General features: G+C 36.6%; 6 protein-coding genes. 4 read left to right on the top strand and 2 right to left on the bottom strand.

What is annotated here, in order from left to right; translation table 11 throughout:
• Positions 1–75: 75 nt before the first annotated feature.
• A complete protein-coding gene (locus tag VKY50_RS01900; RefSeq protein ID WP_324298284.1) occupies positions 76–1248 on the bottom strand; it encodes a S41 family peptidase in 1173 nt (390 codons plus the stop codon).
• A 276-nt stretch (positions 1249–1524) separates the two neighbouring features.
• On the opposite strand from VKY50_RS01900, the gene VKY50_RS01895 reads away from it, so the two are divergent.
• The 4 genes from VKY50_RS01895 to VKY50_RS01880 all read left to right on the top strand — a co-directional run bounded on the left by VKY50_RS01895 (position 1525) and on the right by VKY50_RS01880 (position 8539).
• The gene (locus VKY50_RS01895) at positions 1525–2739 is read left to right on the top strand and encodes an efflux RND transporter periplasmic adaptor subunit (protein WP_324298282.1); all 1215 of its coding nucleotides are present in this window, start codon (positions 1525–1527) and stop codon (positions 2737–2739) included.
• 128 nt (positions 2740–2867) lie between these two features.
• Entirely contained in the window at positions 2868–6047 is a 3180-nt protein-coding gene (locus tag VKY50_RS01890) for an efflux RND transporter permease subunit (protein ID WP_324298280.1), read from the top strand.
• Between the two features lie 8 nt (positions 6048–6055).
• A complete protein-coding gene (locus tag VKY50_RS01885; RefSeq protein WP_324298278.1) occupies positions 6056–7522 on the top strand; it encodes a TolC family protein in 1467 nt (488 codons plus the stop codon).
• Positions 7523–8134: 612 nt separating this feature from the next.
• Positions 8135–8539, top strand: coding sequence for a GreA/GreB family elongation factor (locus VKY50_RS01880; protein ID WP_324298276.1), 405 nt, complete (start codon positions 8135–8137; stop codon positions 8537–8539).
• 141 nt (positions 8540–8680) lie between these two features.
• Here the strand turns inward: VKY50_RS01880 and VKY50_RS01875 are convergent, their stop codons facing one another.
• Positions 8681–8965, bottom strand: a complete 285-nt coding sequence (locus VKY50_RS01875; RefSeq protein WP_324298274.1) for a helix-turn-helix transcriptional regulator — start codon at positions 8963–8965, stop codon at positions 8681–8683.
• Positions 8966–9198: the final 233 nt, after the last annotated feature.

Raw genomic sequence — 9198 nt, 5'->3', positions numbered from 1 at the left:
TTAACCCTCCATATTTTAAACTTTACACACTTTATGAAATACTCCTTACAGACCCGACCCCGATGTTGCCCACAGTTATTTTTTTGCTTCTAAATTTATTACTTGGTCAATCCAATCGGAATTATTATCTAGATTATAATTGGGTTTTATCCCAACGTATTCGTATTTGCGGTATTTTTTATTGGTACGTTTTGTCGATAAAACGACTTTAAATTCTGAACAATTTGTTTTTGTAGAAAAAGATCGGTTGCCGTAACCGTAGGCAAGCATTCCTTTTGAATTTTCTCCTACCAAAATAGTTCTTTCATTTTCCTTTAATGATAAGGCTGTTAATTCTGCAGCACTTGCAGTTTTGAAATTAATTAAAACATAAATCTTTTGGATTGCTTTGTTCCGTTTTAATGCTTTGATTAATGGTTTTGCTTGGTTAATAGAACCGCCACCGTTATTTCTTAAATCTATTATTAGTTTTTTTTTGGTTAGATTATCTAAATAATTGTCGTAAAAATTATCCGCTTCTTTAATTAGTTTATGGGTTCTGGTTAAAGTCTTAATACCAATATAATCAAACGAAGGATTTACAGATTTATAAGTGAAATTTTCTTTATGATTTTCATTGAAAAAGTATTCGTTTTCCTTGTTCCAAAAGGTAGAGTGGATTCTACCTTTTGAAATTTCAATATTTTTTTGATAAAAGAGCAAACCATTCTTATGATACTCAAAAAGCTCAAAATTTCCATCGGCCGTTTTATTAATACGCAATCTTATTTTGCCTTTAGTCCACTCATTCGAATTAGATTCTAAGGTAATTCCATACCAAGTACTGTCATTTTCTTTCTTCACCAAAATTTTATCGCTTCCAGCAAAGTATATTCCTGAAATGCTATCGTTCATTTCAGAAATAGTGTCAATTATTTTCGAATATGAAGGTACATTCTTAGCTATTTTATCTGGAACAAAATAAATTTCGTTATGTCTGTCATCTATAAATGATATATACTTTTGTAAATAGCCCACACAAAAAAACTGGCTTAAACTGTCATTCAATATTTCTTGTTTTATTTCTTCTTTCCATTTTTTAAATTCAGCTTCTCTGTTTGTTCTTTTTATTTGGTAATTATAGCTCTTAGCGTTTTCAATTAGTTCGGAAGTATTATTAAGTTCGTTGATGCAGTCACAGTTATTCTCTTGGCTGAAGATTAAATTCACTCCAAAAATTAATAATAATGTCCAATATTTTTTAATCATATTTATAATGGTAGGATTTTTTCATAATTCTTAGTTCAGTATTTTAAAAGCTATCAAAAGTAATAATTTCTAAATAAAAGGTTAATATTCTGCTTTTTTACGTCCGTAAAAATCCATTTAAAAGAATTTCACGTAGGTATGGTATGCAAAATGAAATTAATGCAACTTTGGTTTTGTTGCTGTATTCACAATTTTTAATTAATTTAATCCACTCTATACAACCTAAATTAAATAATTAAATAATTAAATAATATTAATGATTAAAGTTTTAATTAAATGAAAAGATTTTCGCAAGGTAGCATCAGTATCCTTAGCGTTTTATCAACTTTACTACTATTATTGATTAGCTGTTCATCCAAAAAGGATGATAAAAACTTGAATGAGCTTGCTCTTCCAGTTTTTGAAGTAGATACAACAACTGTAATTCTTGATAATAATTTTTTAGGAACTGTAGAGGGCAAGTATGACGTTGAAATTCGTCCACAAGTGGAAGGCGTACTACAGCAGGCATATGTAGATGAAGGTGATCACGTAGAGAAAGGAGATAAGCTTTTTAAAATTGATCCTTCGCAATATCAAGAAGATCTTAATAGCGCCATAGCTGAGGAGAATGTCGAACAAGCAAACCTTATAAATGCACAAACAGAGGTTGACCGATTAAAGCCCTTAGTGGAGAATGAAGTAATGGCTCCTGTTCGACTCCAGAAAGAACAATCAAATTATAAAGTAGCAGAGGCGAATTTAAAACAAGCCTCCGCCGCTGTAAGTAATGCCCGAATTGTATTGGGTTATACTACCATTACCGCTCCTGTTAGTGGGTATATTGGTCGGATCAAAAAAAGACTTGGTAACTTGGTAAAACCAAGTGATGATGAGCCAATAACAGTACTTACTGGTGTACAAGAGATATATGTCTATTTTTCAGTTAACGAATCGGATTTCTCCAAACTGATAAAAACCGATCCAACTGTAAGAGATACTGTTTCTAAAGAAAAAGGTAAAGAAATAGGGCAAAGAGTTTCCTTAATTTTGCCTGATGGCACAGAGTACTCGAAGGATGGGTTTATTGATGCAACCTCTGGACAAGTCAATAGAAAGACGGGTACCGTAACTATAAGAGCTACTTTTCCTAATGAAAATGCTGTGTTGCGTTCAGGAAATACTGTTACTTTAGTTAGACATGATCTTAAAAAGGGACGAATTTTAATTCCTCAAAAAGCAACTTTTGAATTGCAAGCTAAAAAGTTTGTAATAAAATTGACGCCTGAGGGATATACTGTTCGACAGCTTATCGAAATAGAATCAGAAGCTCCAAATAACCAGTATATTGTATCAGCTGGACTGCAAAAGGGCGATCGAATTTTGGTAGGAGGTATGGAGAAGGTATCGGACAGTACGAAAATCAAACCGTTGCCTTATCTTCCTGATACCTTGGTTGCTCCTACAAGTAATTCCCAAAAGTTGATTGATTCCATGAATCATAAGGATTAACTAAAACAAGCTGATTAACCACTCTTTATTTATAATTTTTAAGCGCCTTGACTTCAATCAAGTCCATTGATGAGGTTGTGTTATTAAAATTTATAAGGGGCGGTTATCATGTATAAATTTCAAAAGCAATGTTAAAAAAATTTATAGATCGTCCTATCTTATCAACAGTAATTTCTCTGATTATCCTTGTATTAGGATTTGTTGGATTGGTGGAATTACCCATTACGCGTTTTCCAGATATTGCGCCGCCGAGTGTAAACATCTCCGCTTCCTATCCTGGAGCAAGTGCAGAAACTGTAACTAGTAGTGTACTGATGCCTTTAGAGACCACCATCAATGGGGTAGAAGGGATGAATTATATGCGTTCTAAGGCCTCTACTGGGAGCGCTTCGATAACGGTGTATTTTAAACAGGGTATCGATCCAGATGAGGCTGCTGTAAAGGTACAAAACCGAGTTTCTGACGCAACAACCAACCTTCCAGTGGAGGTGATTGAAAGTGGGGTTACTGTAAAACCTCGGCAATCAGGCTCTATTATGACGATCAATATTTATAGTGATGATCCCTCCTTTGATGAAACTTTTTTACAGTCCTTCACCAATATTAATATCATTCGACCCCTTCAACGTATCGATGGGGTGGCAACGGTATCGAGAATCGGTGGGAGGAACTACGCCGTTCGGATTTGGTTGGATCCTAATAAATTACGGGCCTATGAATTGGTCCCTAGTGATATTGATAAAGCAATTGATGATCAGAACTTTGAGATTGCTCCAGGACAGTTCGGTCAGAACACGGATCAAGAGTTTCAGCTTACCATTAAATACGGTGGTCGATTTACATCCAAGGAAGAATTTGAAAATATTATATTAAAAACCACTGATGAGGGGTCGATACTTCGCTTAAAAGATGTGGCACGTGTGGGAATTGAAGCTACCAATACCAATGCGATGAATACGGTGGATGGGATGCCGGGGCTGACCATGGATATTACCCAGAACAGTGGAGCGAACGCACGAGATATTGATATTGCCATACGTCAGACATTGGAAGAGTTATTTGAAACTTTTCCAGAGGGGATGAAATATAATATTTCTTATAGTGTTAAGGATCAGGTTGATAATTCAATTAAACAGGTGGTGCATACCCTGATAGAGGCCTTTATTCTGGTGTTTATTATTATATTTATCTTCTTGCAAGACCTTAGAACCTCTATTATTCCTGCAATTACGATTCCTGTAGCTTTAATAGGAACCTTTTTCGTTATTTATTTATTAGGCTTCTCCATAAATGTCCTGACCATGTTTGCCTTAGTGTTATCTATTGGTATTGTGGTGGATGATGCAATCGTTGTGGTGGAAGCTATACACGAGAAAATGGGGCGGGGGAATGAAAACCCTTATCAGGCCTCCGTAAGTACCATGGGAGAAATTGCTCCAGCTATTGTTTCTATAACCTTGGTAATGACCGCTGTGTTTCTGCCCATTGGTTTTATGCAAGGGCCATCAGGAATTTTTTATAAGCAGTTTGCCTATACGTTAGCTATAGCGATTTTGATTTCTGCAATAAATGCTTTGACCTTATCACCTGCGCTTTGTTCGCTGATTCTTAAAAATCCCAATAAGGACAAGGACACAAGCTCCGAAAGTCAAATAATAGATCCTAATAAACCTAAGAGAAAAAGAGACAAAGCCCGATCTCTTTTAAAGATATTCTTTGCGAATTTTAATACCGCCTATGACAAGATGTCTCATCGGTATATTAAATCCATCATTGTACTCATTAGAAGAAGAAAATTGGCCTTAGGAGGATTGGCCATCATATCGCTCTTTGGATTCTTAGCCATGCAGTACACCCCTTCTTCGTTTATTCCAGATGAAGATAATGGATTTATAATCTTCTCTTTAAAACTTCCTCCAGGTTCTTCTTTGGCAAGGACTAACAATTTACTTGAAAAAGCCATAACCAAATTTAAGGATCGTGAAGAAATTAAAACCATATCCACCTCTTCAGGTTATAATGCTATTGATAATACAACGAGCTCTTCTTATGCCATGGGGTATATTAATATGTATCCTCATAACCAGCGAAAAGGAATCCGGGATATTAATCAATTCATTGATACATTAAGAGCAGATTTATCAGGTATTAAGGATGCGGAGGTTTCTGTATATACGCGTCCTACCGTTCAAGGTTTTGGGGATCAAAATGGAGTGCGATTCGTAGTTGAGGATGTTATTGGTGAAGATTTTCAAGCCCTTGGAAAGGTATCTCAACAATTTTTAGCGGATCTCAATGCACGTCCTGAAATATTACAAGCAACCACTACCTTCGACGCCAATTTCCCTCAAATGGAGATTGAGGTAGATAGGGAAAAGGCAAAGGTAATGGGCGTTGGTATTTATGACATGTTAAACAATGTAAGGCGCTATTATTCTCGTGTTAGAACCAGCGAGTTTAATCTTTTTAATCGCTTGAACTTTGTGTATGTTCAAGGAGAGCCAAACCTTACTGCTTCACCATCCTCCCTCGATAACATATACGCCCGTAGTAAAGACGGGAATATGGTTCCAGTTTCCACATTGGTAAAACTTCGGCGAAGTTTTGGTGCAGAAATTACCACTCGGCATAATATGTACAACAGCGTGGAGGTTAGTGCTATCCCAGCTAGTGGTTATAGTACAGGGGAAGTAATGGATGCCATTGAGGAGGTGACTCAAGAAAAGCTACCTGGGAACTACAAAACGGACTGGACTGGTTTGAGTCGCGAAGAGAAATTATCTTCAGGACAAACAGCCTTTATCATCATTCTTAGCTTTCTTTTTGTATACTTGCTACTTACCGCTCAGTATGAAAGTTATATTTTACCACTTTCAATTTTGTTATCCGTTCCAGTGGGCCTTATAGGAGTGTATGGACTGATCAATTTGGTCGGGTTGGAAAACAATATCTATGTACAAGTTGGGTTGCTGATGCTGATAGGACTCCTGGCTAAGAATGCCATATTGATTGTGGAATATTCAATGCAGCAAAGAGAAAGAGGTATGAGTATAGTACAATCGGCAATCATTGGTGCACGTTTGCGCTTGCGTCCTATTTTGATGACATCTCTTGCATTTGTTGCTGGGATGATTCCATTAATGTGGTCCTCCGGACCATCGGCAGTGGGGAACCATTCGATTAGTTATGCAGCAGCTGGAGGAATGCTATCTGGGGTGATTCTAGGAGTGTTTATTATTCCGGTGTTGTTTGTTGTCTTCCAAACCTTGGATGAAAAATTAAAAGTTAATATTAAAAGAGAAAAATAAGTGTAGCCATGCGAAGTTGTTTAAAATACATCACGGTAATAACTTTTATTATCTCTTTGGTTGCCTGTAGCGCCAAAAAAGATTATTCCACAAAGGATATGGAACTCCCAGCGGTTTTTCGACTTCCTGACTCCATATCACAAGTGCCCGATAGCGTACTGATCCCTAGAGCGCAACTCTTTAAGGATTCCGCTTTGAGTCGACTCATTGAAAGTGCCTTTAAGAATAACTTTGAAATGCGTATGGCTGATAAGGATATCGCCATAAATGATCAGTATTACAAGGAGTCTAAAGTTGCTTTTCTTCCAACACTCAATCTAAATCTTTTGAACATCGAAAGAGAGTGGAGCTCAGAGAATAGTAGTAACTCTCCTGAATCCGGTTGGTATGAGCACAAAGGGACGGACCCTCCAAAAAATGGATTTGTAAATAACTCTTCCTTTAGTAGTACCGCGCTTTTTGATTGGGAAATTGATATTTGGGGAAAATTGAGAAATCAAAAAATTGGTGCTCGTGCATTGTATCAGCAATCTTATGTAGCTCGTAAAGTGATACAAACTGAATTAGTAGCTACAGTAGCGGAGGACTATTACACCCTCTTACGCTTGGATGAGCAGTTTGAGGTGGCCCGTAAGAATCACAAATTTAGAGATAGTACCTTGCAAATGATTAAGCTGCTATACAATGCAGGCGAAGTATCTGCCTTAGCAGTTCAGCAATCAGAAATTCAAGTACTAGAGGCTTCTGCGCTCATGTCTCAGCTGGAAGAAACCCGTGAAATTCAAGAAAATAACTTGCGTTTGCTCGTTGGTGAATTACCTGGAAAAGTAGATCGAGGCACTAGTGTAATCAAGGATGAATTGCCTTACCAGGAGGTGCATAGGTTGCCTTTGTATTTGATACAGAACCGCCCAGATGTTCAAGTGTCTCTTTATGGCCTCGCGGCTGCTAATGCTCGCGTTGGGGTTACCCAAGCGCAACGTTTGCCTAATTTGTCGATATCCATGGAGGGAGGATTAGAATCAGTATTGCCACAGAACTGGTTTAATATTCCAGGGTCATTGCTAGGGGGTATTGTAGGAAGCTTATCCGCACCACTTTTAAATGGTCGAAAGCTCACAACAGAATTTGAAGTTGCTAAACTAGAACGCGATAAGGCAGAAATTGATTTTCAGCGCAATGTATACAGTGCTGTAGTTGATGTTCGAAATACCTTGGTGTCATTACAAAGATTAGAGGATCAATTAGATATTGCCATTAAAAAACAATCCGTAGCACAGAATGCTCTAAAGAGTTCTCGTATGTTGTTTCAATCTGGTTTTGCAGATTATCTAGAGGTAATTCGAGCTCAGGGGGAGGCTTTGGAAACAGAGTTAAATTTGGTCACCACTAAAACGAACTTGCTGACAGCTCGAATTCATCTTTATCGTGCCTTAGGGGGTGGATGGGAACTGGATGAATCTGAGCAGAGGTAAGATTTTCATGTAACTTATGGTTAATTCCTCTATGAGCGAGGCCCGGCTTGTTCATAGAGGAATGTAATTTAACAAACCACACCCTATAAAGGTTTAAAATCAATGCCACCGCTAGCGGTAACCTAACTTTTTCTAAGGGAGTTATTATTTTGCTTGCGAATTGATGCCAGATATCCTATCGGGGCGTATTTTCTTAAGCGGGGAATTATTCCCCATAAAATAATTTGAAATATTCTCATTTTTATGTTAACTTATTGATTGTAAGTATCTTATTAAAGATAGGGGGTGTGGGCTTAAAATAAGGCATAACATTTGCTATTATAAGGTGAGTACATTTTGTCTTCTTTTTGAATTCAAAATAATTAAGGGTATTTCGCTAGGCTAATTTATTTGAAAAAGTCAATTAGCTGGGGGATACCTTACATTATTATGTATAATTGTCAAGAAATAGGTTTTAGAGGGGTCATTTGATTCTTCTGGGATACCTGTTGCTGTTTAATATGTAATGCATAAGGTATACAGCAAGACAATTAAATTTATATTACACACCAATTTTAGACTTTTAAACAAACAATAAAAAGAAGAAATTATCTTCATTACAAGAATAAGATCATGGAAAAAACAAAATTAATCATCGAGAAGAATGAACTAGAGGTTCTTAAAGAGTTAGTAAAGAATTCAAATTATTTTAATGATAATGTTCTTAAGCAGTCTGTTAAGGAATTGTTGGAGGAATTTAAGGATTCACAAGTTTTAACTCAGGAAGAAATGCCTGATGATGCAGTACGTCTTAATTCAAGGGTGACAGTTCACTTAGGTAATGGTTGGACAAATACATTTAAGATTGTCCATCCTAAGGATAGCAATATAAAACAAAATCTATTTTCAATCCTTTCACCAATGGGATTTGCCTTATACGGTCACCGTAAGGGTGATGTCTTTACTTGGAAATTCCCTGCTGGGCCACAGACCATCACAGTGACCGAGGTTGAAAATTCAGAGGTAGTACCTCAATAAAATCGTGAGGCACTTTACACGAAGAAGTTTTTGAAAAATATTACAAGTAGTAGCACATTAGAGTTCTAATACTAGGTGATTACTATTTGTAATATTTTTTTGTGCCTCCATCTACCGCTTTCTCCAAAATTCTAAAAATTTCTATGTGGTAGTGACTTTTGAAATCTCCAAGAGCCTATCGAGTACTTTTTCATTGGACTCCAAATGGAGTTTTTTCTTTAATCGATGCCTTGCAATCTTGACCGAACTTACAGAGATCCCAAATAAGGTGGCAATATCCTTGGAGGTGAATTTCATAAGGATTAAAGCACATAATTTAAAATCGCGCTCACTCAAGTTCGGATGATTCTCTTTTAAGTTACTAATAAAGGCGGGGTGTATTTCGTTAAAAAGAGAGTAGAAGTGATCCCATTCCTTATCGAACATAAAACTATCGTTGATGTGATCAATTAAGGTGGAGATGCTCTTTTTGCTGATTTCTTTTTGTCTAAGTTCGTTTTTTAATTTTTCTTTTTTAAGCCCGCCGTATGACCACTATTTATATGTTTTTTTAGCTACTTCCAACCCTTAATAGTGCTCCTCTCCATCATCAAAGGTTTTGGCTATTTTTTCGATATTTAAACTCCTTGCCATGGCATCAAAGATATTTCTATAGACGC

The sequence above is a fragment of the Galbibacter sp. genome, from assembly GCF_035306585.1.
GTDB lineage: Bacteria > Bacteroidota > Bacteroidia > Flavobacteriales > Flavobacteriaceae > Galbibacter.
This window is presented reverse-complemented; position numbering and strand designations above follow the sequence as displayed.

Excerpts from the sequence above, each read along its gene's own strand:
- VKY50_RS01900 (WP_324298284.1), bottom strand. The coding sequence starts at position 1,248 with ATGATTAAAAAATATTGGACATTATTATTAATTTTTGGAGTGAATTTA.
- VKY50_RS01895 (WP_324298282.1), top strand. The coding sequence starts at position 1,525 with ATGAAAAGATTTTCGCAAGGTAGCATCAGTATCCTTAGCGTTTTATCA.
- VKY50_RS01890 (WP_324298280.1), top strand. The coding sequence starts at position 2,868 with ATGTTAAAAAAATTTATAGATCGTCCTATCTTATCAACAGTAATTTCT.
- VKY50_RS01885 (WP_324298278.1), top strand. The coding sequence starts at position 6,056 with ATGCGAAGTTGTTTAAAATACATCACGGTAATAACTTTTATTATCTCT.
- VKY50_RS01880 (WP_324298276.1), top strand. The coding sequence starts at position 8,135 with ATGGAAAAAACAAAATTAATCATCGAGAAGAATGAACTAGAGGTTCTT.
- VKY50_RS01875 (WP_324298274.1), bottom strand. The coding sequence starts at position 8,965 with ATGTTCGATAAGGAATGGGATCACTTCTACTCTCTTTTTAACGAAATA.